The following is a 25053-nucleotide window of genomic DNA, read 5'->3' on the forward strand; positions in this document are numbered from 1 at the left end:
TTGCCTGTTTCTCGGTCTGGCTATGTCGCAGCGCATGGCCGGAGGGTTCACTAGATCTTGCCTGATGATTTGTAGTTTATGATGTCCTGGGCGCGAATCCAGCGCGGCTCGCCGCGCTTCATCTGCTGCTGCGCCCGCATGGCGAATATCTTCGCATCCTTGTAGTTACCGGAATAGAAATGACCTTCGGCAGTGGCGAGCTCGGCGCCCGGTATGTCCCCCAACTCGCCATAGGCCTGCGCCAGATAGCGATATCCGATGGAATTTTCCTTGTCGCGCCCCAAACCATTGTTGATCTGCGCGACAGCTTTCTTGAGCGAATCGGGTGTGCCGATGGCCATCAGCGCCTGTCCAAGCGAGACCGGCAGCAAGCCGGAGCGTGCCGAATCGAGGCTGACCGCCTTGGCATAGGCTTCCGCCGCATCCTTGGGGTTGTTCGCCTTCATCAGTATGTCGCCACGCAACTCCTGGAAGTAGGCATTCCTGGGCTGCGCCTTGATCAGGGCGTTGGTCTTGGCGAGCGCTGCCGCGATATTGCCGTAAAGGTAAGTCGACTGGGCGTCGCCATATAGCCCGGCCAGCGTCCCTTGCATCTTTCGCATCAGCCGTGAGCCAGCCGCCTGGCCTTCCATGTAGACGGCAATCTTGACCCGCATCATGTCGTGGCGCTGCTGCAGCGCCGGCGGATCGACCTTGCCGACATTGGGACTCTGTTTGACCAACACTTCGAGATTGGCGATGCGCTCCTGCGGCATCGGGTGGCTGATACGATAGGGATCGACCTGCGTGCCGGACAAGGACAGCGCGCTCTGGAAGCGGGCGAAGGTCTTCAGCATACCCATGCCGGACTGGCCGGTGGCGTTGAGATAGGTGATCGCCGAGCGGTCGGCGGTCGTCTCTTCGGTGCGCTGATAGGCGAGGATGCTGCGCTGCGCCATCTCGCCGCCGCCAGCTGCCACGCCCATGCCGGCGCCGGCAAGGCCGCGGCTGTTGGTGGTGGCGCCGGCAACCATGGCGCCGGCGCCGAGCAAAGTGGCGATGATGGCCATCGTCTTGGCGCGTTCGAGCTGGTCGCGCAGTTTCTGCTGGTGGCCGCCAGCGATGTGGCCGGCCTCGTGGGCGATGACGCCAATGATCTCGTTCGGCGTTTCAGCCATCATCAGCGCGCCGGTGTTGATGAACAGCCGGCGTCCGGTAACGAAGGCGTTGAAGCTGGAATCGTTGACCAGGACGATGTCGATGCCGTCATTCGCCAGCCCGGCCGCCCTGAAGATCGGCCGCGCATAGTCGCGGACCAAAGCCTCGATCTCGGCGTCGCGCACCACCGGCACGGACTGGGCAAAGGCGGTGACCGAACTCGCCACCGCGACGGCGAGGCCGAGCGAAAGTGTCGCGAAAACGCGCGCTACCTCTGCAATTGTCGATCTGGGTCGGCTCAACATGACGTGTCCACTGGTAGACGAGCGGGCGAAAGATGAAAAGTCGGCACCGGAAAAACTTCCTCAACTTGTGATCCTCACACCAATCGGGCATTTGTGCGGCGCATGCGTCCAGGGCATGCCGTGCTCAACCGTCGGGATAGATAAAATGGTCGTTTCGCTCTCACGCCGTGGCAATGTCGAGCCGTTCCACGCCATGGATGTACTGGCTGAAGCCAACCGGCTGAAAGCCCAGGGCGTGCCGGTGATCTCCATGGCGGTCGGCCAGCCATCCGATCCGGCGCCTGCAAAGGTTCGCGCCGCGGCGGCCAAGGCCCTGCAGGAAGGCCACATCGGCTACACCGACGCGCTGGGTCTGGCCGGTCTGCGCAAGGCGATCGCCCGGCATTACGCCGATCACTACGGGCTCGATGTCGAGCCGGGGCGGATCGCGGTAACCACCGGATCGTCGGCGGCCTTCAATCTCGCCTTCCTGGCGATGTTCGATCCGGGCGACCGCGTCGCCATCGCAGCACCCGGTTACCCCGCCTATCGCAACATCATGGCGGCGCTCGGCATCGATGTCGTCGAGATCGAGCTCGGCGAGGCGGCCTACCTGCATGCCGGCCATCTGGAGGCCGCGCATCGCCAGAAGCCGCTGAAGGGCGTCCTGTTTGCAAGTCCGGCCAATCCGACCGGCGCTGTCATTCCGGCCGACGAACTGTCGGCGCTGGTCAGCACGGCGGAAGCGCTCGGCATCGCCGTCATTTCCGACGAGATCTACCACCGTCTGGCCTACGGCGCCCCCGACACCACGGCGCTCGCCTTCGGGGACAGCGTGACGGTGATCAACTCATTCTCGAAATATTATTGCATGACCGGCTGGCGCATCGGCTGGATGGTGCTGCCCGAGGAGCTGGTACGGCCGGTCGAGCGCATCGCCCAGAGCCTCTACATCTCGCCACCGGAGCTGTCGCAGATCGCCGCGATCGAGGCCTTTGCCGCGAGGGAGGAACTGGAGGCGGTCAAGGGCCGCTATGCCTGGAATCGCGAGCTGCTGATGAAGCGTTTGCCCGAACTCGGCTTTCCGCTGGCGGCGCCCATGGATGGTGCCTTCTATGCCTTTTGCGATGTCACCCGGCACAGCAACGACAGCATGGCATTCGCGCGCAAGATGCTGGCGGAAGCCCATGTGGCGGCGACGCCTGGCCGCGACTTCGATACCCAGGCGGGGCACCGCACGATGCGGTTTTCCTATGCCGGCAGCCATGACGACATGGTCGAGGCCATGGCGCGCATCGAACGCTGGTTGAGGTAGCGCCATGCCGGAACTCGAACAGGCCCCCAAACTTGATCAGGCCCCCAAACTTGATCAGGTCCCCAAACTTGATCAGGCATTGGCCGAGGTCGCCGCCGAAATGGCCGAGCGCACCGATCGCGGCGACGTCGCGACCTACATTCCCCAGCTGGGCAAGGTCGATCCGAGGAAATTCGGCATTGCCGCCGTCACCAATGACGGCCGCGTGCTGGTGGCGGGAGATGCCGACCAGCCGTTCTCGATCCAGAGCATCTCCAAGGTCTTCACCTTGACCCTGGCGCTCGGCAATGTCGGCGATGCGCTGTGGAAGCGGGTGGGGCGCGAGCCGTCCGGCAATCCGTTCAACTCCATCGTGCAGCTCGAGCACGAGAACGGCATTCCGCGCAATCCGTTCATCAATGCCGGCGCCATCGTCATTTCCGACATCCTGCTTGCCGGCCACCAGCCGCGCGAGGCGATTGGCGAGATCCTGCGTTTCATACAGTTCCTGGCCGACGACGAGACCATCATCATCGACCGCGAGGTGGCGGCCTCCGAGCGCGCCACCGGCTACCGCAACTTTGCGCTCGCCAACTATATGAAATCCTTCGGCAACCTCCATCATGCACCGGAGCTTGCGCTAGGCGTCTATTTCCATCACTGCGCCATCGCCATGAACTGTCGGCAACTGGCGATGGCCGGCCGCTTCCTCGCCAATGGCGGCAAGAACCCGGCGACGGGGCATTCCGTGGTTTCGGCCGAGCGGGCGCGGCGCATCGGCGCCATGATGCTGACCTGCGGCCATTATGACGGCTCCGGCGATTTTGCCTTCCGCGTCGGCATTCCCGGCAAGAGCGGCGTCGGCGGTGGCATATTGGGCATCGTGCCGGGTGTCGCCTCACTTGCCGTCTGGTCCCCCGGCCTCAATGCCAACGGCAACTCCAAGCTCGGTTCGATCGCACTGGAAAAGCTGGCCAGGATGATGAACTGGTCGATCTTCGCGCCGTAGCGTTTCCCGCCCTATCGGAACGCCGGATATGAAAAATCCCGCGCCATCTTTTCGATCGCGCGGGATTTTCTTGTCAGAACATCAGCTCAACTAGCTGAAAAGCTTAGAAAAAGCCCTTCCGCTGCCACCAGCCGGCACGCTTCGGCTTTTCTTCGGTCTTGGCCTCATCGGCGACGCTCGAAGAGACCACCGGCACGACCGGAGTATCCGCAGCGACCGCCTTGCGCCGCGACGGGCGGGCCTTCGCCGGCTCCTCTTCGGCAATGGACGGCTCGGCAACGAGGGTCGCATCGGCCACAGGAGCGGGCTCGACGGCAACTTCCGGAGCTGCCTCGGTCACCGCCTCGGCGGGGACTTCGGCCGCGGCCTTCTTTGCTCTTGAAGCGCGCTTCTTCTTCGGCTTTTCGGCTGGGGCGTCGTCGTTCGCCGGTGCAGAAGCCGCAGCTTCTTCAACTGCTACGGCTTCACTCGCTACCGTCTCAGCTTCAGCGGCATCGACCACTGAGGCGTCGGCGGCTTCGCCGGCCTCGGCCTCGGCCTCGCCTTCACCGTCCTCGCGGCGATTGCGCTTGCCGCCGCGCTTGCCGCGTCGGCGCTTCTTGCCCTGGCTGTCATCGGAAGCCTGCAACGCTTCGTCGGACGCGCTGGCAGAGATCGCTGCGGCATCGTCCGTTTCGGTGTCGTCATTGTCCGCCTCATGTGCCGATTCGGCGAAATCGCCGGCCGGTGCGGAGATGGACGAGCCGTCCGTCGGGGCGCCATGTTCGCGGTCGCGATCCTTGCCGCCGCGCCGTCTGCGGCGTTTGCGGCGCTTGCGGTCGCGGCCTTCGCCGTCCTCGCCCGATCTCGGCTCACCCGACCTTGGCTCACCCGACCTTGGCTCACCCGACCTGGGCTGCTGGTGCTGCGATGGCTGGGCGTGCCTTGGCTGCTCGGCCTGGGCCGGTGCTTCCTCGTCTTCCTCGATGACGATCTCGTCCTCGGGTTCTTCCGGCTCGACATAGGCCGGCAGGCTGCGCGCCTCGACAAAGCCTTCCGGCTTTTCGGCCAGCGCGCCGCGGAAGATCGCATAGTGCTGGGCGCCAACCGCATCGTCGGCCTCGATGGTGATGGTCAGGCCGAAGCGGCTTTCGAGTTCCACCAGCGTGCCGCGCTTGTGGTTGAGCACGTAGAGTGCGGTAGCCGACGGCGTGCGCACCGTGATGTGGCTGCGCGAATCCTTGAGCAGGAATTCCTCGATCGCCCTCACCACCATCAGCGCGACCGACGAATCGGAGCGCACATGGCCGGTGCCGCCGCAATGCGGGCAGGGCTTCATGGTCGATTCCAGCACGCTGGCGCGGATGCGCTGGCGCGACATTTCCATCAGGCCGAAATGCGAGATGCGGCCGACCTGGATGCGCGCACGGTCGTTCTTGAGGTGATCCTTCAACCGCTTTTCGACGGAGCGGTTGTTGCGGTTCTCCTCCATGTCGATGAAGTCGATGACGATCAGGCCGGCAAGGTCGCGCAGCCGGAGCTGACGCGCGACTTCCTCGGCCGCTTCCAGATTGGTGTGGAGCGCGGTGTCCTCGATCGAGTGCTCCTTGGTGGAGCGGCCCGAATTGACGTCAATGGCGACCAGCGCTTCGGTCTGGTTGATGATGATGTAGCCGCCGCTCTTCAGCGTCACTTGCGGCTGCAGCATACGGTCGAGCTGCGCCTCGATGCCGTTGCGCACGAAGATCGGCGTTGTGTCGCGGAACGGCTGAACCACCTTGGCGTGGCTCGGCATCAGCATGCGCATGAAGTCCTTGGCCTCGCGGTAGCCTTCGTCGCCGGAGACGAGAATCTCGTCGATATCCTTGTTGTAGAGGTCGCGCACCGAGCGCTTGATCAGGCTGCCTTCCTCATAGACGAGGGCAGGGGCGGTGGACTGGAGCGTGAGGTTGCGCACGTTCTCCCAAAGCCGCATCAGATATTCGTAGTCGCGCTTGATTTCGGCCTTGGTGCGGCTTTCGCCGGCGGTGCGCAGGATGACGCCCATGCCTTGCGGCACTTCGAGATCGGCAACGACCTCCTTGAGGCGCTTGCGGTCGACCGCGCTGGTGATCTTGCGGGAAATGCCGCCGCCGCGCGCCGTGTTCGGCATCAGCACGGAATAGCGACCAGCAAGCGACAGATAGGTGGTGAGTGCGGCGCCCTTGTTGCCGCGCTCTTCCTTGACGACCTGCACCAAAAGGATCTGCCGGCGCTTGATCACTTCCTGGATCTTGTACTGGCGGCGCACCGGCTTGCGGCGGTTGCGCACTTCTTCCAGCGCATCCTCGGCACCGACCGATTCGATCTCATGATCGTCCGGATGCGAGGACGACACCTCTTCGAGCATGCCGCGATCATTGTCGGCGGAGGTGGCGTCGCTGCCTTGGTCCGCCTGCGAGACGGGCTCGGAAATCACATCAGCTTCGACGGAGGCGGCGATCGAGGTGGGGCCACCTTCGCGGGTTTCGCTTTCCTCCTGCTCTGCAGAAGCCTCGTCATGCGAGGATGCATCGGCATCCGCCGACGTATCCGCCGCGTGTTCGACGGTCTCGGAAACGTTGGAGGTGTCCTCGGCGACGGCATCGGCGCCATTGTCGCCATTTTCACTTGCCTCGCCAGCGGCTTCGTTTGCGTCGCCGGATTCGGCTCCGCCTGCGTCGCGCGGGTGCTCGCCGCGGTCGCGGCTCTTGCCGCCGCGCCGGCGTCCGCGCCGGCCGCGATCGCGGCTCTGGCGATCCTCGCCTTCGCTATCCTCGTTCTCCTCGTCTTCGGCTTCCTGCGCTTCCGCGCGCAGCAGTGCCTGACGGTCGGCGACCGGGATCTGGTAGTAGTCGGGATGTATTTCACTGAAGGCGAGAAAACCGTGACGGTTGCCGCCATATTCGACAAAGGCTGCTTGAAGGGAAGGTTCGACCCGCGTTACGCGGGCGAGGTAGATGTTTCCTTTGAGCTGCTTCTTGTCCTGGGATTCAAAGTCGAATTCTTCGATGCGGTTACCGCGTACGACGACAACTCGTGTTTCCTCCGGGTGGGAGGCGTCTATCAGCATTTTGTTGGGCATTATTTCGTTTCCCCCCGGCAGCCGTCAGCCGCAGCTGGCGGGGCAAAGCCCGCTGCTGTGTGTCTGGATGAATATGGGTGCCGGATAATTGAACGTCCGCCGGACGCTGCCTGCGTGTCATGGCGGTGCCGCCCGCTGCCATATTGGCGCGGTTTGATGCGGACCTTTCCATGATTGCGCTTGAAGCCATCGTCACCAGCAGAACCTTTGAACCAAAGCCCGGAAACCGGACCAGCTTGTTTGCTCGTACAGAGCCGGCGCGGGAACAAACCCGGCCGTTTTCCTCACGCAGGCGATTCCCCCGCCACGGGCGCACACCTGCGAAATTCGTCGCGATCACCTGAAGCCTTTTCGCGTGAAGCGAAAGGAGCCGCCTTTCATCTGACCCTGTAGCAGGAAGCTGCGGAGGAGGGCGGTTCCAGGATTGCAGTGATCCACTATCGCTTTTATGATTTGGCGGGGTGGAAGGCAACCCCGATTTCCGATGCCGGCAAAAAGCAGTTCCGTAGCGTAAACCTGGGCTCCAGCCCTGCATGAAAAGGCTTGGTTAACCTTCTCTGGATACCAATCGTTAATCGACTTCGCGGCCTAACCGGCACTTCGACGAAACGAGCGGGCGCCGGGCGCCAAACCGGGAGCGACTGGAAGAGAGATGGGACTGGCAGACCTCGCAGACAAGGGATGTCGTGTCGGCGGCCGGATACTCGGCGCCTTCTGTCTCGTGCTGCTGGTGGTTTGTTCCACCTTTTCCTCCCTCGGCAATGCCGCCGATGCACCGCTGGTGGCGAAAGGCTACAAGATGGCGGGCGATGCCACCAAGATGCGCATCGTCATGGAATTCGATCGCGAGCCTGACATCAAATGGTTCCTGCTGCGTGGCCCCAATCGTCTGGTCATCGACCTAGCGAACACCAAGCTGGCCATCGACGCCAAAGATCTGAAGCCGCGCGGCCTGGTCAGGGGCGTGCGCCTGGGCGAACTCGGCGACGGCGTTTCGCGGCTGATCCTCACCGGCAAGGGGCCGTTCGCCGTCGATAGGCTCGATGTACTCAAGGACGAGGACGGAACCGGCTACCGCATAGCCATCGATATGTCGGCGGCCTCCGCGCGCGAGTTCGATGCAGCCCTTGCCAACCAGGCGCTGACCACCGGCTCCACGGTTTCGACCGACAAGGGCGGGCGGGTCGGCACCGGGCCGGTCTCCAATCCCGGGCACCGCTTCACGGTCGTCATCGATCCCGGCCACGGCGGCGTCGACGGCGGTGCCGAGGGCTTGAACGGCACCATCGAGAAGGACGTCACGCTCGCCTTCGCCACGGAATTGCGCGACAAGCTCGCCGCAGCCGGCAAATACGATGTCTTCATGACCCGCGACACCGATGAATATTTGCGCCTGGACGACCGAGTCCGCATTGCGCGGCAGCATGAGGCCGATCTGCTGATTTCGATCCACGCCGACACCATCAGCGTCAAGGGCATCCGCGGCGCCACCGTCTATACGGTTTCCGACAAGGCGTCGGATCCCGAGGCGCAGGCTCTGGCCGACCGTGAAAATCTCTCCGACCAGTTCGCCGGCATGGTGATCAAGGACGATAAGAAGGAGGTGACGGACATCCTGATCGACCTGATCCGCCGCGAGACGCACACCTTTTCGATGAGTTTCGCCCACACATTGGTCGGCCAGCTTTCGACCAGCGTCGGTCTTATCAACAATCCGCAGCGTTCCGCTGGGTTCAAGGTGCTGAAGGCGCCAGACGTGCCATCGGTGCTGGTCGAACTCGGCTATCTATCGAATGCCAAGGACGAGGCGCAGCTGCTCGACGCCGATTGGCGCGACAAAGCCGCGCAAAGCATCACCAACGCCGTCGCGCTTTTTGCTTCCGCCCGTGCCGGAGCCGGAACCGGAGGCTGACATGCCTGGCCACGCCTACAAGGCGGCGTTGCTGTATGACAACACCCGGTGCGTTTATTTCCAGCACGCGGCCACGAAACAACGCCTTGCCGTATTTTGTCCACATGGCGGCGACATGGGTTTTCGATTACGGTTTGGGCCCGGCACGAAAGCTTGCGCGGAAGGCGGCTTCGTTTAGGAAATCCCCGAACCAAGGACTGGAGCGGGTATGATTCGTCTCATTGGCTATTTCTTCGGCATCGGCACGACGCTGGCCCTCCTGGTCGCGGCGGGCGTTGCGATTTACATCGGCCATGTGGCAAAGGATCTGCCTGACTACGAAGTGCTGGCTAAATATGAACCGCCGGTGACCACCCGCATCCATGCCTCGGATGGCTCTCTGATGGCGGAATATGCGCGCGAACGGCGCCTGTATTTGCCGATTCAGGCGATCCCGGATCGCGTCAAGGCTGCCTTCCTGTCCGCCGAGGATAAGAATTTCTACAACCACCCTGGCGTGGACATAACGGGATTGGGCCGGGCGGCGCTCACTTACGTTTCGGGTGGACCGATGCAGGGCGGTTCGACGATCACCCAACAGGTTGCCAAGAACTTCCTCCTCACCAACGAGCGCTCCCTGGAACGCAAGGTCAAGGAGGCCATCCTTTCGTTTCGCATCGAACAGGCCTATTCCAAGGATCGCATCCTTGAACTCTATCTCAATGAGATTTTCTTTGGCTTCAACGCCTACGGTGTCGCCGGCGCCGCGCTGACCTATTTCGACAAGTCGGTGAACGAATTGACCGTGGCCGAGGCCGCTTATCTGGCATCGCTGCCGAAAGGCCCAGCCAACTACAATCCCTTCAAACATGCCGATCGGGCGCTTGAGCGGCGAAACTGGGTCATCGGCCAGATGGTCGAGAACGGTTACGTGACTCCTGAAGAGGGTGCGAAAGCGAAGGCCGAACCGCTTGGCGTTGCCCCGCGCCGCACCGGTTCCTATCTTTTCGCCGGCGAGTATTTCACGGAAGAGGTTCGTCGGCAGATCATCGCCCGTTACGGCGAGAACGCGCTCTATGAGGGCGGGCTGTCCATTCGCACCACCCTCGACCCGAAGGTCCAGCTCATTGCCCGCAAGGCGATGCAGAACGGTTTGATGAAATACGACACGCTGCGCGGCTATCGCGGGCCGGTGAAGACAATCGACGTGTCCGGCGACTGGGGCACCTCGCTGGGCGCCGTCAAGGGGCTGGAGGACGTTCCCGAATGGTCGCTTGCCGTTGTGCTCGACAGTTCGGCGACTGGGTTGTCGATCGGCCTGCAGCCCGCACGCCAGGCGTCGGGCGAGATCGTCAAGGAGCGCGTCGAAGGCACCGTCAGCAAGGACGACATGGGTTTCGCCATGCGCCATTTGGTCGATGGCAAGACAGTCCGGGCCAAGTCACCGGCCGACGTGCTGAAGCCAGGCGACGTCATTTTCGTGCAGAAGAACGAAGGCTCCGACAACACCTACAGCCTGCGCCAGGTTCCCGAGGTGGAGGGTGGCCTGATCGCCATGGATCCGCACACCGGCCGCGTACTGGCCATGGTCGGCGGCTTCTCTTATTCGCAGTCGGAATTCAACCGCGCCACCCAGGCGATGCGTCAGCCGGGCTCCTCATTCAAGCCGATCGTCTATTCGGCCGCGCTCGACAATGGCTACACGCCGGCCTCGGTGATCATGGACGGGCCTATCACCATCCAGAGCGGCAATACGACCTGGACGCCGAAGAACTATGACGGCACCGTCGCCGGTCCGGCGACGCTGCGCTCCGGCATCGAGAAGTCGCGCAACCTGATGACCGTGCGGCTTGCCAACGACATGGGCATGAAGCTCGTCGTCGAATATGCCGAGCGCTTCGGCGTCTACGATCATCTGGCGCCGTATCTGCCGATGGCGCTTGGCTCTGGCGAGACCACCGTCATGCGCATGGTTTCGGCCTATTCGATCATGGCCAATGGCGGCAAGTCGATCAAACCGTCGCTGATCGACCGCATCCAGGATCGCTACGGCAAGACGGTGTTCAAGCAGGATGAACGTGGCTGTGAAAGCTGCAACGCGCCTGAATGGAAGAACCAGCCGGAGCCGGAACTGGTCGACAATTCCGAGCAGGTTCTCGATCCGATGACCGCCTACCAGATCACCTCGATGATGGAAGGCGTCGTCCAGCGCGGCACTGGCGCCACCATCGGTGAGCTCGGCCGCCACATCGCCGGCAAGACCGGCACCACCAACGACGAAAAGGACGCCTGGTTCATCGGCTACACGCCGAACCTCGTGGTCGGCCTCTACATGGGCTACGACACGCCGCGCGGCCTTGGCCATGGCGCCACCGGCGGCGGTCTCGCGGCCCCGATCTTCAAGGATTTCATGCGCGTGGCGCTGGACGGCACGCCGAATGTCGACTTCAAGGTTCCCGATGGCATGAACCTGGTTGCCATCAACCGCAAGACCGGCATGAGGGCGGCATCGGGTGATCCGGGCACCATCGTCGAGGCCTTCAAGCCGGGCACCGGCCCCGCCGACAGCTATTGGGTGATCGGCATGGGCGCCGACGGCTCCAATGCCTCCGGCGGCACCTTGTCGCCACAGGCCAACCAGGCCATCCAGGACGGCGGCGGCGGACTCTACTAACGGTCCGGTCGTCGGCACGGCTGGCCTTGGGGGCTGACCTTGGGGCCGGCCATTTGGCTTTGCACATGTCCGCTTTACACATGTTCGCTTTACACATGGCGGCACCGTCCCTATGTATCGCGCCGACCGAAGTGTCACTTCAGCAACAGGACAAAATACCAGGCCATGCGCGCGGAAACGCAGAATATTGTCGACGAGATCAGGCAGGCGATAACCCTGCTGAGGAGGCATCTTTGACTGGGATCAGGCCATCAAGCGGCTTGAATACCTGAACGTTCGAGCCGAGGACGCCAGCCTCTGGAACGAACCGCTGGAGGCGCAGAAGCTGATGCGCGAGCGCCAGGGCCTCGAGGAAGGCATTGCATCGGTCAAGGGCCTGACGCAGGCGCTGGAGGACAATATCGGCCTGATCGAGCTCGGCGAGGAAGAGGGCGACGAAGGCGTCATCGCCGAGGCCGAGGCCGCGCTTCGCTCCATGCAGGGCGAGGCGAAAGCCCGCCAGGTCGAGACACTGCTGTCGGGCGAAGCCGACGCCAACGACACCTATCTCGAAGTCCACGCCGGCGCCGGCGGCACCGAAAGCCAGGACTGGGCCTCGATGCTGCTGCGTATGTACACGCGCTGGGCCGAGCGCCGCCGCTTCAAGGTCGAGGTGCTGGAAGTGCATGACGGCGAAGAAGCAGGCATCAAGTCCGCGACTTTGCTGATCAAGGGCCACAATGCCTATGGCTGGCTGAAGACGGAATCGGGCGTCCATCGCCTGGTGCGCATCTCGCCCTATGACAGCAATGCGCGCCGGCACACCTCCTTCGCCAGCGTCTGGGTCTATCCGGTCATCGACGACACGATCGAGATCGACGTGTCCGAATCCGACGTTCGCATCGACACCTATCGCTCGTCGGGTTCGGGCGGCCAGCACGTCAACACCACCGATTCGGCCGTGCGCATCACCCATATCGCCACGGGTATCGCGGTTGCCTGCCAGGCCGAGCGTTCGCAGCACAAGAACAAGGCCAAGGCTTGGGAGATGCTGCGCTCGCGCCTCTACGAGGAGGAGCTGAAGAAGCGCGAAGCCGTTGCCAACGCGACCGAAGCGTCCAAGAGCGATATCGGCTGGGGCCACCAGATCCGCTCGTATGTGCTGCAGCCCTATCAGCTGGTGAAGGACCTTCGTACCGGTGTCGAAAGCACCAGCCCTTCCAGTGTGCTCGATGGCGACCTCGACGATTTCATGGAGGCTTCGCTGTCGCAACGCATCGAGGGCGGTGCGGGTGAAGTGGTGGCGGACCTGGACTAAAAGCAGCCGCTTGAACGACGGAGCTGAACCGACGATGGCACGCAGGCTCTCGGGAAAATGCCTCTGCGGAGCAGTGCGCTACGACGTCGCCGACGAATTCGTCTACGCGGCCAACTGCCACTGCTCGAATTGCCGGCGGACCACCGGTTCGGCCTTCAAACCTTTTGCCGGGATCGAGCGAGACAAGCTTGCCTTGGTCGAGGGCAAGGACAGGCTCCTGATCTTCGGCGATCAAAGCGGCGCTCATGACGCCCATTGCCGACTGTGCGGCTCATTGCTCTATTCGCTCGTACGCGAAGGAGCCTTTTTCCATGTGCCGATGGGAACCCTTGTCGACGATCCTTCCATTCGTCCGACCGCGCACATTTTCGTCGGCTCCAAGGCGGCCTGGTTCGACATCACAGACGACCTGCCGCAATATCAAGAGCACGTGATCGCCGGCTCCGACGCTCGATAGGCTGGAACCGATTCGGGCAATCGCCGTTATTTCGATGCTCGCCCGTTATTCGAAACTCGTATGCCGGGAGGGGACCTGGCCTGAATCTCGTCAGCAATGGCAGAGGGTTGGCGCCTGCGCGGCGATATCGCCGATAGCAGCAACTTCTTGCGCCTGCCAAGGAATCAGCCCAGCATCCAAAGGCTGGGAGAGAAAAAGCATTTATGGCCGGACGCGGCATATCTGCGACCTGACGATCCGGCCACTGGGAAGACACGTTCCGGGAACGGGCAAGCGAAACGCTTGATGCTCGTTTGAAAGGAACGTTTCCATGTCTGCTGCCACATTCCGATCGGCCAGAGCCGTTCAACCGGCTGGCCGACTTATGTTTTCCCTGCTCGCCATCGGTGCGCTCGCGATACTTACGCCAGCTGCCTTTGCCCATGACGCCGAGCCCACGGCGGCAAAGCCGCAAGGCTGGAGTTATCCATTCGCTTGCTGTGCCAACTATGATTGTCGTGCCACACACACCGGGGAAGTGCTGGAGAAACCCGAAGGCTATGTGATCGCCGGCACCGGCGAGGTCGTTCCCATGACAGACAAGCGCATCAAGGACAGCCCTGACGGCGAGTTTCACTGGTGCGCTCATCAAGGCGGTCTCGATGCCGGCAGGACGATCTGCCTGTTCGTCCCGCCGCGCTCTTTTTAGGTTGTGACAAATGCATCGGAAGACCGGCCATCGTTCCACCCTGGTTGTAATGGCTGGCCTGTGACGCTGTTGCCTCAGGCGGAAGCCGCGAGTGCCGAGGCGAAGTCGCGATATGGGCGTAGTGGGCGGCCCAGAAGCGCGGTCAGGCGCTCGACGTCGCCGGCTTCCGGCAGCATCCCGTCGGTGAAGAAGCGCTCGCCCATCAAACGCATGTCGTAGGCCATCCAGGCAGGCAAGAACTGCTTGAGATTTTGCTCGAAGCCCTCTGTGTTGTCGCCGCTATAGTTGACCGGACGGGCGAGCACGTCTGACCAGATTGCGGCGATATCCGTCCCGGTCAGTGTCTGCGGACCGACGAGGTTGATCCGCTCCAGCGCAAGCGGCTCCGCGGACTGTTCACGGCGCAACAGCTCAAGGGCGGCGATTTCGGCGATATCACGGGCGTCGATCATGGCAAGACCCTTCGCGCCGATCGGCATTGGGTAGGTGCCGTAGCCGGTGATGGTGTCTTCGACCATCAGATCGTTCTGGATGAAGTAGGCCGGGCGCAAGATCGTGGCCTTGAAGTCCATCTGCTCGATCATCCGCTCGACGCCGAACTTGCCGGCGAAGTGCGGCACGTTCACATAGACGTCAGCGTGGATCACCGACAGATAGACGATCCGCTCGATGCCGGCCGATCGGGCGACGTTCAGCGCGACCAAGGCTTGGGTGAACTCGTCCGGTACCACGGCGTTCAAGAGGAACAGAGTGGAAACTCCAGACATGGCTTTGCGCAGCGAATCGACATCGAGGAAGTCGCCCTGCACGACGGATACGCCTGCCGGGAAGCTGGCTTTCGACGGATCGCGGACGAGGGCACGGACATCGGCGCCGCGCTTGACGAGGTGGTCGACGACTTGGCGGCCAATGTTGCCCGTGGCGCCGGTAACGAGAATGGTCATGGAATTTCTCCTGTTGGGGTGCTTGACGCCTCCCATATGCGTGGCTCACAAAGCGTCCAACAGGCGGAAAATTTAGACGCATCGTCTCACTGGTGGAACACTCCATGGATCTTCTTGCCCTCGCGGATTTCAATCTCGTTGCCCGTCATGCTGGCTTCGGCAAGGCGGCAAGGGCCACCGGCCGGCCCAAGGCAACGCTGTCCCGGCGCGTTGGAGAGTTGGAAAGCAGTCTTGATCTGCGCCTGTTTGAACGAGGTGCGCGTGACTTGAAGCTGACCGAGGAAGGACGAGCCCTCTTCGAGCGGACGGGGACGTTGCTTGCCGAACTGGACGAGACGGCGGCGGCGATTGCCTCGGGCGCTCAGAGACCCAAGGGCAGATTACGGATCAGCGCACCTCTCCATTTTTCTCAGACCGCAATGGGCAGGATTGCCGCGGGATTTGCCGTTAAGTATCCGGAGGTTAGGCTCGAGATCACGACCGAGGATCGGTATGTGGACATGATCGAGGAAGGCTATGACCTGGCAATTCGAGTCAATCCAGATCCCGACGAAAGCCTGGTCGGACGGGCGTTTCTGCGCGACCGTCTGGTCGTGGTGGCAAGCCCCGGCCTTCCTCGCACGACAGATGGACTCGCCGCTCCTGGCGTTGCCCGCGGCCCAGGCGATCGGCAAACATGGCACGTGAAGACACAAGCTGCCCGCTCGACGATTACAGTCGAGCCTGTCCTCGCTCTGTCAACGCTCATCATGGTCCGGGATGCGGTGCGAGCCGGCGTCGGTGCGGGACGGCTTCCCATTTCTTTGGTGGCCCACGATTTGGCTGACGGCACACTGGTGAATTGGGGGGATATCGACGGCCCCGAGATCTCGCTATGGGCGCTCTACCCATCTCGGCGGCTGCTCAGTGCGCGCGTATCGGCGTTCTTGGACTTCCTGAAACAGGCTTTCCCAAATGGGACGCCGGACGAACTGGCCGCCTATATCGGCAGGTGAAGGCCGAGGCCGCTTTCAGCCTTAGACCCGCGTCATATGCCAGCTTCTGCTCTATAGCCTATCCCCTATGCACGTTGACACGGAACCCAGACGAGCGCCGCTCGGCTCGATCGGGCACAAGCGATGCTGACGGACAGTTGTCAGCATCGCTTCTTTATGGTGCCCTGTTGCAGGGGCGGCGGACAACGGAGAGGTGATGTTTCATGATCATCAAGGGAAGCTGCCACTGCAAGGCGACGATGTTCGAGGTCTCGCAGGCCCCACAAACGGTGACGCAATGCACCTGTTCGTTCTGCTCGAAGCGCGGTTCGCTGTGGGCCTACTACATCCCGTCGCAGTTCAAGCTCATCACGCCGCCGAACAAGGTTTCCTTCTATCAGTGGGGATCGAAAACCGTAAAACATGGGTTTTGCGCCATCTGCGGCTGCGGCACTTTCACCGAAACACCGGACTGGTCCACCGGCGAGCCGGATTTCGACAATCCAAAGATCAGCGTCAATTCACGGCTGTTCGATGATTTCGATCTCGACAAGGTCGAAGTGGTGGTCATTGACGGCAAGAATCTATGGTAGCCGGCCAACACGGCTCGCTCCCTGACCGGCTCCGGGGAAAAGCCGTTGCGGTCGATTTTCCCGTTCCGCTTTTCGCCGCATTTCATGGTACAAGTCGCGGCAAGGGCTGATTTGGCGCCGTCGAAAAGGCGCGACTTGGAGAGGGACCATCTATGAAGAAGACCGTGCTCGTCGTCGTGGCGACGGCTTTGCTCGTGAGCGCCTGCACCACCACAGATCCATATACGGGCGACCAGAAGATTTCCAACACGGCCGCGGGTGCCGGTCTTGGTGCCCTGGCGGGTGCCAGCCTGGGTCTCCTTGCTGGCGGCAATGACCGTCGCAATGCGCTGATCGGCGCCGGCATCGGCGCGCTGGCCGGCGGCGCCATCGGCGCCACGATGGATCAGAACGAAGCGGAGTTGCGTCGGCAACTCGAGGGCACCGGCGTCAGCGTCACCCGCAGCGGTGACCAGATCATCCTCAACATGCCGTCCGATATCACCTTCAATTCGGATCAGGATGCGGTGAAGCCGGGCTTCTACCAGGTGCTGAACTCGGTTGCGCTGGTGCTGAAGAAGTTCAAGCAGACCACGGTCGACGTTTTCGGCCACACCGATTCGACCGGTGGCGACCAGCACAATTTCGATCTGTCCCAGCGTCGTGCGCTGGCGGTCGCCAATTATCTGTCTGGCCAGGGCGTCGATCAGCGCCGCTTTGCCGTCACCGGCTTCGGCAAGACGCGTCCGGTCGCTTCCAATGCGACGTCCGAGGGCCGCGCCCAGAACCGTCGCGTCGAGATACAGCTTTCGCCGCTCACCTGATCTGTCCGGCAAGCGCCCCGACCTGTTCGGCAAGCCACTACGAAACGGCTCCCACGGGGAGCCGTTTTGCTTGAGCGGGGGTGCGCTCTATATTTTAGCAATTTCTAATAAATTTCTTTCCCGCGACCATGGAAAGGAATATTGTTATTCCTGTTCCGGAGGGGATGAGGCGGTACAATCGGCCGCGCAATCAGCATTTTCCGCCTCGGTCTTGCACGGCCAGATCAGAAGTCTGGGAGGAATGCATGACAAGAACAGCCACCCTTGGGCGCTGCGGCGTCCTTGCTTTGACAGGCATTGCGACTTTATGGCTGGGCCTCGCTGCGGCGACGGCCGAGGACGCCAACAAGGCCGACATAGATGCCTTGAAAAAATCGCTCGCCAAATATGAGGATTACACCGCCGCCGTCCGCGACCTCTATCTGTCGACGGTCGGCTGCGTCTACTACAGCGGAGAAAAGATAGCGGGCTCGATGGACTACCCGAAGGGCGCCATGGGCATCCATTTCGTCAATGTCCCGAGTGTCGGACAGAAACTCGACCCGATGAAGCCCAACGTCCTCATCTACGAGCCGACCAAGAAAGGCCTGAAGTTGGTCGGTGTGGAATGGCTGGTGCCGCTGACGCCGGACGTCAAAGCGCCGCCGAAGCTGTTTGGCCAGACCTTCATGGGCCCGATGGAGGGGCACTATCCGCTCATCCCGAGGGAATTCGTCCACTACGACCTTCACGCCTGGCTGAACGACAATCCGAACGGCATGTTCAGTCCGACGAACCCGAAGGTGAAATGCAACAAGGCCGAGTTTCCGATGCTGGAGAAACCGACCAAGATGATGCCCGGCCCGATGTAACAGGCACGCCAAGCCGAGGCTTGTCGACATCCATCTGTGCGTCTACCGAGGGCAAGCCGGATCGCTGGCTTGCCCGCCCGGGAATCAGACCTTGGCGACGATTCGCATGAAGGCCGGCATGTCGTCGCCGAAGCCGACGGTAGCGTCATTGTCTTCCTGATGGCGTTGACGGCCAGGGCGGTTGTTGTCGCCGCGCTGCGGCCTGGTATCACCGCGCTCCGGTGCGCGCTCATTGCGATCGGAGGATTTACGCTCGGTGTTTTCCGAACGGATTGCATCTTTGCGCGCGCGCCGTTCGACAACGTCGGCGGCCGGCGTCTCTGTCGCATCGGACTGCTGGGCAGCCACGGCCGGGGCGTCTTCCTCGCTGTGTCTGGCGCGACGTTCGCCGCCCTTCTTGCGCTCGCCCCTGTCCTTGCGGTCGTCATCCTTGCGGCCGGCACGGCGCGGCGCGCCTTTGCCACGGCGCGGCGCGTCGTCCTCGCCTTCGCTGGCGACCACCGTCGACAGATCGCCGTCGTGCCACTCGATCTTGGTGCCGATCAGCCGCTCGATGGCGTCGATATACTTGGTGTCGGACTTGGTCGCGATGGTGAAGGACTTGCCCGAGCGCCCGGCGCGGCCGGTACGGCCGATGCGGTGGACATAGTCCTCGGCATGGATCGGCACGTCATAGTTGAAGACGTGGCTGACATCGGGGATGTCGAGGCCGCGCGCGGCAACATCCGAAGCGACGAGGTAGCGCAGCTTGCCATCGCGGAAATTGGCCAGCATCTGCATGCGGGCACGCTGGTCCATGTCGCCATGCAGCGCACCGGCGTCGAAATCATACTTCAGCAGCGATCGGAACAGTTCCGACACCTCGACCTTGCGGTTGCAGAAGATGATGGCGTTCTTCAGCTCGGCATCTTCAGCCTTGATCAGGTTGCGAAGCGTCTCGCGCTTGTCCCAGGGTTTCGAGCCCGACTTGACCAGCCGCTGGATGATGTTGGTCGCGGCCGACGCAGCCTTGGAGACCTCGACGCGCACCGGCGCGTGCAGGAATTTTTCGGTAAGCTTGGTGATTTCCGGCGGCATCGTCGCCGAAAAGAACAGCGTCTGCCGGGTGAACGGGATCATCTCGCAGATGCGTTCGATATCGGGGATAAAGCCCATGTCGAGCATGCGGTCGGCCTCGTCGATGACGAGGATTTCGACGCCGTTGAGCAAGAGCTTGCCGCGCTCGCGGTGGTCGAGCAGGCGGCCGGGCGTCGCGATCAGCACGTCGGCGCCACGCTCCAGCTTCTTGTCCTGTTCGTCGAACGACACGCCGCCGATCAGGAGCGCGATGTTGAGCTTGTGATTCTTGCCGTACTTGATGAAGTTTTCCTCGACCTGCGCGGCAAGCTCACGCGTCGGTTCCAGGATCAGTGTGCGCGGCATGCGGGCACGCGCGCGGCCCTTTTCCAGCCGGGTCAGCATCGGCAGCACGAAGGAGGCCGTCTTGCCGGTGCCGGTCTGGGCAATGCCCAGCACGTCCTTGCCGAGCAAGGCGTGCGGAATGGCGCCGGCCTGGATCGGAGTCGGCTGCGTGTAGCCGGCATCGGTAACTGCGGAAAGCACCTTCGGCGACAGGCCGAGGTCTGAAAAAGTCAACGCTTCTTGAGCGGTCGTGGTGTCTGAGGACAAGTGTTGCTGTCTTTGGCTGGTTCGGGGAAGCGCAACGTTGTTCGTCGCGGCAAGCGCCACGCGCCTGCAAGATTGGTATTGCGATTAGGCGCAAGCCCGCGATTTGTCAACAGAAACGGGCGGGATTGGCGCGATTGTGAAGTCGTAACCTTAATCGCGATGCTTAATCCGGCTGCTTGTGTCTGTGCCGGCTCAATACCGGAACTGTTCGGCCAGGATGCGCTCGTTCCAGGAGTGGTTGGGATCAAACAGCAAGGTCGCCGTCGCCGTCGGCGACTCCCGCACCGTCACGGAGGTCACCGCCTTGACTTCCGTATGGTCGGCGGCGGCGTTCACCGGCCGCTTTTCCGGCTCCAGAATGTCGAAGCGCACGGTCGCCTTGTTGGAGAGCAATGCACCGCGCCAGCGGCGCGGACGGAACGGGCTGACCGGGGTCAGCGCCAGAAGTGGCGCATCGAGCGGCAGGATCGGGCCGTGCGCGGAGAGATTGTAGGCCGTGGATCCGGCCGGCGTCGCAATCATGACGCCATCGCAATTCAGCTCTTCAAGCCGTATTTGATCATCGATGCTGATGCGAATCTTGGCCGTCTGATAGGATTGGCGCCACAGCGCCACTTCGTTGATCGCCAGAGCCGAGACCGTTTCGCCCTCCGAGGTGACGGCCAGCATCTCCAGCGGGCGGATCGTCTCGGCGACCGCTGCCGCGATGCGCTCGGTGAGCCCACCGGAACGGTACTCGTTCATCAGGAACCCGATGGTGCCACGGTTCATGCCGTAGACCTTCTTTCCCGTCCCCATCGTGTCGCGCAAGGTCTGCAACAGGAAGCCGTCGCCGCCCAAGGCAACGACAACCCCGGCATCCGCGACTGGACATTGGCCATAGCGCGCCGACAGGCTTTCCAGCGCCGCCTTGGCGTCTGCTGTGTCGGACGAGACGAAGGCGATGCTGTTGGCGGCTGTGCTCATGGCTTCCCGATCGCGACCGATTGGCGGCAGTTCCGACCGCGCCAGCGCCGGGGGTAGCATGGGGCGGGCAGGTCTGCAAAGAGAGCCGTTGTGTCGGCGGCAAAGCGATCACGCCGCGGCCTGCCGAAGCGGGCCGGTCGCGGTTGATGTCAAGGCACCAACGAATGTGATGGTTAAGGCCGGGCGTAACCTCTCGTAAAGCTGGATCGATCATGTTAGCCGGCATGGGTGGCGTGGGGCGCCCGCAGCATTGCCGGATCCCTCGGGACATCAAAAGGACGCTGCGGCACTTTTGATCTGTGTGCATGATCCCTCGAGAATATCCTGACGTTCGGGGATGTGCGCGCTAACAGACGAGGCCGACACATTGCCGTTAGCACGCCTGATCATCGTTTTTGTCATCCTGGGAAGCTTTGCGCTGGTCTTCGCCGAGCTGGTTCGCCAGTCGGAAGAAATGAGCAACAGACCAGTGCCCACGGCATCTCGCTGTGGCGACGCCGCCGGAATGCCTTGCCCGCAACGGGCGGAGCTGTAAGCCGTACGGCCTTCATTCCGATCGTAAAGTCATTTCCGACCGTGAAGTCGTTGCGATCGTGAAATCATGCCGATCGCGGAAGTGAATCGAGCTTGCCTGTGAAATGGGGTGCAAAGACGGTTTCGAAGGCCTTGAGGGCCGCGCCGATCGCCTGGTGCATGTCGAGATACCTGTAGGTGCCCAGCCGTCCCCCCAGATGCAGGTTTTTCTCGGCCGCCGCCCTTTCGAGGTAACGACGGTAGATCGCCTGGTCCTTGCGTGTGTCGATTGGATAGTAGGGTTCGTCGGCGCGGCCGGCAAAGCGGGAATACTCGCGGCCGATGAGTGTCTTGTCGCTTCCGTGCTGGCGTTCCGGATTGAAATGCCGGAATTCGACCACGCGGGTGTAGGGCACGGCTTCGTCGGCATAGTTCATGATCGCCGTGCCCTGATGGTCCGGTGTGTTCACCACCTCGAGATCGATATCGATGGTCCGCCAGCCGAGCTCGCCCTCGCAATAGTCGAAATAGCGGTCGATCGGGCCGGTATAGACGACCGGCAGGTCTTTCGGCAGCAGGGGCTTGATGTCGAAGAAGTCGACGCCAAGCCGTGTTTCGATGAGCTCGTGCGCAAGCATCTTTTCAAAGATCGCGGTGTAGCCATCCACGGGCTGGCCCTGGAAACGGTCATTGAAATAGCCGTCGTCGAACGTATAGCGGACCGGCAGGCGCGCGATGATCTGCGCTGGCAGTTCGCGCGGGTCCGTCTGCCATTGCTTGGCGGTGTAGCCCTTGATGAAGGCCTCGTAGAGGGGACGGCCGACAAGGGAGATCGCCTTCTCCTCGAGATTGGCCGGCGGGCGGTCGCCGAGTTCCGCTGCCTGCTCGGCGATCATGCCGCGTGCCTCGTCCGGGCTCAGCCGCTTGCCGAAGAACTGGCAGATCGTGGCGAGGTTGATCGGCAGCGGATAGACCTTGTCGCGATAGGTCGAGAATGCGCGGTGGCGATAGGACGTGAAGCCCGTGAAACCCCGCAGATAGTTCCAGACCTCCTCGTTGGATGTGTGGAACAGATGCGGCCCGTAACGATGGATTTCGACGCCGGTGACGGGATCCTGCTCGGTATAGGCATTGCCGCCGATGTGCGTGCGTCGGTCGATCACCAAGACCCGCCGGCCGAGTTGGGTGGCGATACGCTCGGCGAGCGTCGCGCCGTAGAATCCCGCGCCGACGATGAGGATATCGGCTTTGCTCAGCAAGTTCTTGTCCATTCGGCCGATCCATCCAGCGTTTGAAGTCCGTGCCTTATTCGCTGCCGCCGCTCACGACACAAGCGAAAAACGACATGGGGTTGAAGTGTTTGGAACTCGAGGTGGCAGTCCGAATGGACAGAAATATTTTTGGCAAGCTACATCAGCTTTGTTGTAGCCTGAAAGAAACTTCAGTATTCGACCACCTGATTTGTCATCGTTGGTCAATCGGCCGACTACACCACCGCCATCACAGGATTGTACGTTTCATGAAGCTGATCGTTGTGACTCCGGCAGGGCGCGAGAAATATCTTCGCTTGCTCAGCCATCACGTTTTGAAAAGCCCCGACGTGCACGAATGGCACCTGTGGGACAATTGCCGCAACGAAGCCGATCGCGCCTACCTTCAACGGCTGGCCGCCTCCGACCCGCGATGCCGGATCAAGAAACTTCCACACGCCGATGGCGGGTTTAACGTCATCGGTGACTTCTATCGCTTCTGCGATGATGCCGACGCTTTCTACCTGCGCCTCGACGACGATGTGGTTTTTGTCGAGGATGGCTTCTTTCAAAAGTTCATGACGAGGGTCATGGCCGAGAGAGGATCCGCCATCTGGTACGCGCCGCTGATCATCAACAACGCCATCTGCAATTCACTGATCAAGCAGCTTTCCAGGGTCCTGGTGGACGGGCCGCTGACTTGCCAGGCGTCATGCGAATTCTCCTGGGCTCATGCCAGCTTTCCACAGGCGCTTCATCCGGTATTCATCGACGCCGTCCGCTCCAACCGGCTTGATGACTTCCGCGTGCCGGACAGGGAGATCAGGCTTTCGCGCTTTTCGATCAACGCACTCGGCTTTTTCGGATCGGATATCGTCAGCCTGGGAGAGAGTTTTCATCCGCCGTCGGGCGATGAGGAGGAGTGGCTTTCGGCGACCTTGCCCACCAGACTGGACCGGCCGGGCAAGATATTTGGTGACCTGATCGTGGCGCATTTCAGCTTCTATCCGCAGGAACGCCAATTGCTGCGTACCAACATCCTCGATGGCTACTATGAACTCGCTGGCCTTGTTCCTCCGATCTACGAGAAGCCTCCGATCCGCCTGAGAGATCGGTTGAAGCAGTGGAGGAGAGGCCGGAAGGCGTCGACCCCACCGCACTATACGATCTCGCTTCCACCCGTCACAACCTGAAGGTTGGCATCGCCGTCGGGCGTCCAGGCAAGGTCCGTCGGGTCGCGGACTTCGTGGCAGCGCCTGCCGGCGCCTTGCATGGTCTCACAAGGCAAGCCGGCCCCCGTCCTCCAGTCGCTGACGTCCCTTTGGAAATCGCTCGGGAAGGCAGCGGCCGCGCACGCCGATGAAGCCGGCCGCGTGGCAAAGCTTGTGAAAACATATTGACTGTATGGTTAGTTATAATTATTCCTGGTGTTAAGAGTTGGCCAGCCGGCATGCGCCGGTGAATGGCCGCGAAAAGGGGAATATCGTGACGGCCATCCGGCCCGCAATTGGGGCGAAGGCGTCATCAGGCTTGTTCATCAGCAGGAAATGGACCTGAGGCGATACGCTGCCGGTCCCAACAATGGGAGCACTCGCATGAACTGGAAATTGACCGCGGCAACCGTCGGGCTGTCGCTGCTCGCCGTAACCGGCATCGCCCGCGCCGATGGCGAACTCAACATCTACAACTGGGGCAACTACACCAACCCGGACCTGATCAAGAAATTCGAGGAGACCTACAAGGTCAAGGTCACCGTCACCGACTACGATTCCAACGACACCGCATTGGCCAAGGTCCGCCAGGGCGCTTCCGGCTACGACATCGTGGTGCCCTCGGCCAGCGTCGTGCCGATCTGGATCAGCGAAGGTCTGCTGCTCGAAACCGATCCCAGCAAGATGGAGAATTTCAAGAACGTCGATCCCAGATGGGTAGACGTTCCCTTCGATCCGGGTCGCAAATACACCGTTCCGTGGCAGTGGGGCACGACAGGCATTTCGGTGAACAAGTCGGTCTATGCCGGCGACCCCAACACCTCGGCGCTCTTCCTCGACCCGCCGCCCGAGCTGGTCGGCAAGATCAATGTCGTCCCCGAAATGGGGGACATCATGTTCCTCGCCATCGCCTATGAAGGCGGCCAGTACTGCACCAGCGACATGCAGGTGCTGAAGAAGGTCCACGACAAGCTGGTCGAGGCCAAGGCGAAATGGCTTTCGCTCGACTACGCGGCCGTCGACGGCCTCGGCAGGGGCGACATCGCCGCCGGGGTCAACTGGAACGGCATTTCGCTGCGGCAGAGACTGCAGAACGACAAAATCGTCTACGGCTATCCCAAGGAAGGCTTTCCGATCTGGATGGACAATGTCGCCGTGCTCAAGGACGCCAAGAATGTCGAGAATGCCAAGCTCTTCCAGAATTTCATCATGGACCCGAAGAACGCTGCCATGATCTCGGCCTTTGCGCGCTACGCGAACGGCATAAAAGGTTCGGAAGCCTTCATGCCCGACGACATGAAAAACGCGCCGGAGGTCAACGTTCCGGCCGAATTCGCCGCAAAGGGCCAGTTCATGCCGGCCTGTCCGTCGGATGTGCAGGCGCTCTACACGAAGATCTGGACCGACCTGCAGAAGTAGCGCCGCCGACCGACACGACGAACAGCCACCGGACCGCAGCGCGCGGTC

The 25053-nt window shown here is 61.9% G+C and carries 19 protein-coding genes; 13 read left to right on the top strand and 6 right to left on the bottom strand.

Annotated features, from left to right (window positions below):
* Positions 1-50: 50 nt before the first annotated feature.
* Positions 51-1442, bottom strand: a complete 1392-nt coding sequence (locus X743_RS163035; protein WP_023764299.1) for a M48 family metalloprotease — start codon at positions 1440-1442, stop codon at positions 51-53.
* A 145-nt stretch (positions 1443-1587) separates the two neighbouring features.
* Between X743_RS163035 and X743_RS163030 the strand changes: the two genes are divergently transcribed.
* Both X743_RS163030 and X743_RS163025 read left to right on the top strand, forming a co-directional pair.
* Positions 1588-2736, top strand: coding sequence for an aminotransferase class I/II-fold pyridoxal phosphate-dependent enzyme (locus X743_RS163030; RefSeq protein WP_023764300.1), 1149 nt, complete (start codon positions 1588-1590; stop codon positions 2734-2736).
* A gap of 4 nt (positions 2737-2740) precedes the next feature.
* Complete coding sequence (locus X743_RS163025; RefSeq protein WP_023764301.1) at positions 2741-3724, top strand: glutaminase; 984 nt, start codon at positions 2741-2743, stop codon at positions 3722-3724.
* A 103-nt stretch (positions 3725-3827) separates the two neighbouring features.
* On the opposite strand, the gene X743_RS163020 is transcribed toward X743_RS163025, so the two are convergent.
* Positions 3828-6806, bottom strand: a complete 2979-nt coding sequence (locus X743_RS163020; RefSeq protein WP_023764302.1) for a ribonuclease E/G — start codon at positions 6804-6806, stop codon at positions 3828-3830.
* Between the two features lie 652 nt (positions 6807-7458).
* Between X743_RS163020 and X743_RS163015 the strand changes: the two genes are divergently transcribed.
* From X743_RS163015 to X743_RS162995, 5 genes are all read left to right on the top strand, one after another.
* On the top strand, positions 7459-8718 hold the full coding sequence (locus X743_RS163015) for an N-acetylmuramoyl-L-alanine amidase (protein WP_023764303.1): 1260 nt from the start codon (positions 7459-7461) through the stop codon (positions 8716-8718).
* Positions 8719-8926: 208 nt separating this feature from the next.
* Positions 8927-11371, top strand: a complete 2445-nt coding sequence (locus X743_RS163010) for a penicillin-binding protein 1A (protein WP_023764304.1) — start codon at positions 8927-8929, stop codon at positions 11369-11371.
* 165 nt (positions 11372-11536) lie between these two features.
* Positions 11537-12668 (top strand): peptide chain release factor 2 gene (gene prfB / locus X743_RS163005; RefSeq protein WP_150111225.1). Its coding sequence is split into 2 segments (ribosomal slippage): positions 11537-11602 and positions 11604-12668, totalling 1131 coding nucleotides; the frame shifts between segments, so codons are not numbered across the junction.
* 34 nt (positions 12669-12702) lie between these two features.
* Positions 12703-13125 carry a GFA family protein gene (locus X743_RS163000; RefSeq protein ID WP_023764306.1) on the top strand — a complete coding sequence of 141 codons (423 nt, stop codon included), beginning with the start codon at positions 12703-12705 and terminating at the stop codon, positions 13123-13125.
* A 310-nt stretch (positions 13126-13435) separates the two neighbouring features.
* Positions 13436-13813, top strand: coding sequence for a hypothetical protein (locus X743_RS162995; protein WP_023764307.1), 378 nt, complete (start codon positions 13436-13438; stop codon positions 13811-13813).
* 74 nt (positions 13814-13887) lie between these two features.
* Here X743_RS162995 and X743_RS162990 read toward each other — a convergent pair whose 3' ends face one another.
* Positions 13888-14757 (bottom strand): NmrA/HSCARG family protein, encoded by an 870-nt coding sequence (locus X743_RS162990; protein WP_023764308.1) that lies wholly within the window; start codon positions 14755-14757, stop codon positions 13888-13890.
* A gap of 104 nt (positions 14758-14861) precedes the next feature.
* Here X743_RS162990 and X743_RS162985 point away from each other — a divergent pair, with 104 nt between their 5' ends.
* The 4 genes from X743_RS162985 (at position 14862) to X743_RS162970 (ending at position 17978) form a co-directional block, all read left to right on the top strand.
* On the top strand, positions 14862-15752 hold the full coding sequence (locus tag X743_RS162985; protein WP_023764309.1) for a LysR family transcriptional regulator: 891 nt from the start codon (positions 14862-14864) through the stop codon (positions 15750-15752).
* Positions 15753-15955: 203 nt separating this feature from the next.
* Complete coding sequence (locus X743_RS162980) at positions 15956-16324, top strand: GFA family protein (RefSeq protein ID WP_023764310.1); 369 nt, start codon at positions 15956-15958, stop codon at positions 16322-16324.
* Between the two features lie 152 nt (positions 16325-16476).
* The gene (locus tag X743_RS162975; protein ID WP_023764311.1) at positions 16477-17127 is read left to right on the top strand and encodes an OmpA family protein; all 651 of its coding nucleotides are present in this window, start codon (positions 16477-16479) and stop codon (positions 17125-17127) included.
* Between the two features lie 245 nt (positions 17128-17372).
* Positions 17373-17978: a hypothetical protein gene (locus X743_RS162970; RefSeq protein WP_023764312.1), complete on the top strand. Its 606-nt coding sequence runs from the start codon at positions 17373-17375 to the stop codon at positions 17976-17978.
* An 84-nt stretch (positions 17979-18062) separates the two neighbouring features.
* Here the strand turns inward: X743_RS162970 and X743_RS162965 are convergent, their stop codons facing one another.
* From X743_RS162965 to glf, 3 genes are all read right to left on the bottom strand, one after another.
* The gene (locus X743_RS162965; RefSeq protein ID WP_031257482.1) at positions 18063-19646 is read right to left on the bottom strand and encodes a DEAD/DEAH box helicase; all 1584 of its coding nucleotides are present in this window, start codon (positions 19644-19646) and stop codon (positions 18063-18065) included.
* Positions 19647-19838: 192 nt separating this feature from the next.
* A complete protein-coding gene (locus tag X743_RS162960) occupies positions 19839-20612 on the bottom strand; it encodes an NAD kinase (protein ID WP_023764314.1) in 774 nt (257 codons plus the stop codon).
* A gap of 599 nt (positions 20613-21211) precedes the next feature.
* Positions 21212-22396, bottom strand: coding sequence for a UDP-galactopyranose mutase (gene glf, locus X743_RS162950; protein ID WP_031257485.1), 1185 nt, complete (start codon positions 22394-22396; stop codon positions 21212-21214).
* Between the two features lie 113 nt (positions 22397-22509).
* Here glf and X743_RS162945 point away from each other — a divergent pair, with 113 nt between their 5' ends.
* Together X743_RS162945 and X743_RS162940 are read left to right on the top strand one after the other, a co-directional pair.
* Positions 22510-23568 (top strand): hypothetical protein, encoded by a 1059-nt coding sequence (locus X743_RS162945; RefSeq protein WP_245264162.1) that lies wholly within the window; start codon positions 22510-22512, stop codon positions 23566-23568.
* 402 nt (positions 23569-23970) lie between these two features.
* Positions 23971-25005: an extracellular solute-binding protein gene (locus X743_RS162940; RefSeq protein WP_023764319.1), complete on the top strand. Its 1035-nt coding sequence runs from the start codon at positions 23971-23973 to the stop codon at positions 25003-25005.
* Positions 25006-25053: the final 48 nt, after the last annotated feature.

The organism is Mesorhizobium sp. LNHC232B00, assembly GCF_000502435.1.
In the GTDB taxonomy this organism is placed as follows: Bacteria; Pseudomonadota; Alphaproteobacteria; order Rhizobiales; family Rhizobiaceae; genus Mesorhizobium; species Mesorhizobium opportunistum.